Annotated in this window: 2 protein-coding genes; one reads left to right on the top strand and one right to left on the bottom strand. The window is 72.2% G+C overall.

The features are described 5' to 3' along the window. Window positions 1-1,316: aldehyde dehydrogenase (locus ACFQ4O_RS17410; protein WP_378777628.1), on the top strand; the 1,316-nt coding region annotated here is incomplete at its 5' end. A 4-nt stretch (window positions 1,317-1,320) separates the two neighbouring features. On the opposite strand, the gene ACFQ4O_RS17405 is transcribed toward ACFQ4O_RS17410, so the two are convergent. Beyond that, window positions 1,321-1,549, bottom strand: a 229-nt coding sequence (locus ACFQ4O_RS17405) for an SIP domain-containing protein (protein WP_378777627.1), incomplete at its 5' end; no start/stop codon positions are given.

Here is a 1,549-nt window from a genome sequence, read left to right as displayed (position 1 = left end):
CGGCGGTCGCCGCCGCCCGCGCGGCGTTCGAGGACGGGCGCTGGAGCCGCCGCGCGCCGGCGGAGCGCAAGGCCACGCTCGCCGCCTTCGCCCGCCTCATCCGCGAGAACGGGGACGAGCTGGCTCTGCTCGAGACGCTCGACATGGGCAAGCCGATCTCCGACAGCCTCTCGGTGGACGTGCCCGCCACCGCCCGCTGCGTGCAGTGGTTCGCGGAGGCGATCGACAAGGTCTATGGCGAGGTGGCGCCGACCAACGACGACGTGATCGCCACCATCACCCGCGAGCCGCTGGGCGTGGTGGCCTGCGTGGTGCCGTGGAACTTCCCCATGATCATGGCGGCGTGGAAGTTCGCGCCGGCGCTGGCCGCCGGCAACTCCGTGGTGCTGAAGCCCGCCGAGCAGTCCAGCCTGACCGCGCTCCGCCTCGGCGCGCTGGCGCGGGAGGCGGGCCTGCCCGACGGCGTGCTGAACGTCGTCCCGGGCTACGGCGTGGACGCCGGCAAGGCGCTTGGCCTGCATCTGGACGTGGACGGAGTGTTCTTCACCGGCTCCACCGAGGTCGGCAAGTATTTCATGCAGTATTCCGGGCAGAGCAACCTGAAGAAGGTCGGCCTCGAATGCGGCGGCAAGTCCGCCCACATCATCCTCGACGACTGCGGCGATCTGGACGCCGCCGCCGCCTCCGCCGCGGGCGCGATCTTCTTCAACCAGGGCGAGATGTGCACCGCGGGCTCCCGGCTGGTGGTGCACCGCGCGGTGAAGGACAAGGTGCTGGAGCGCATCCTCGCCCAGATCGACGACTACCGGCCCGGCGATCCGCTGCTGGCCGCGACCCGCATGGGGGCGCTGGTGGACGCCGAACACACCGCGCGGGTGCTCGGCCGGATCGAGGCCGGCCGGGCGGAGGGCGCGCGGCTGGTCACCGGCGGCGGCCGGGCGCGGGCCGAGAGCGGCGGGAGCTATGTGGAGCCCACGGTGTTCGACCGGGTGGACAACGCCATGTCGATCGCCCGCGAGGAGATCTTCGGCCCGGTTCTGTCGGTGATCGAGGTGGAGAGCGCCGACGAGGCGGTCGCGGTGGCGAACGACAGCGTCTACGGCCTGGCCGCCGCCGTGTGGAGCGACAACGTCAACACCGTGAACCGGGTGGCGAAGAGCCTGCGGGCGGGCGTCGTCTACCTCAACTGCTACGACGACGACGACATCACCGTGCCGTTCGGCGGCTACAAGCAGTCCGGCATCGGCCGGGACAAGTCGCTGCACGCCTTCGACAAATACACCGAACTGAAGACGAGCTGGCTGCGCCTGCGCTGAGGCGTCAGCCGGTCAGCGCCCGAAGCGCCGACCGCAGCACGCCGTCCTCCTCGCCCGCGACGCCGCGGCGCCAGTAGGAGACGATCAGCCGCTCGGTCTTGTCCCAGCCGTCGCGCCGCGCCTGCGCCAGCAGCGCCCGGAAGGTCGCGTGCTCCGCCGCCGCCCAGAAGAAGCGCGAGGTTCCGGCGGGCGGCGGCGTCACGGCCCGCACGCCCTCGGCGAGCGGCGCGTCG

The sequence above is a fragment of the Methylopila musalis genome, from assembly GCF_042679725.1.
Lineage (GTDB): Bacteria > Pseudomonadota > Alphaproteobacteria > Rhizobiales > Methylopilaceae > Methylopila > Methylopila musalis.
Note: the sequence above shows the minus strand (reverse complement) of the source record. Positions and strands in the feature narration are given on the sequence as shown.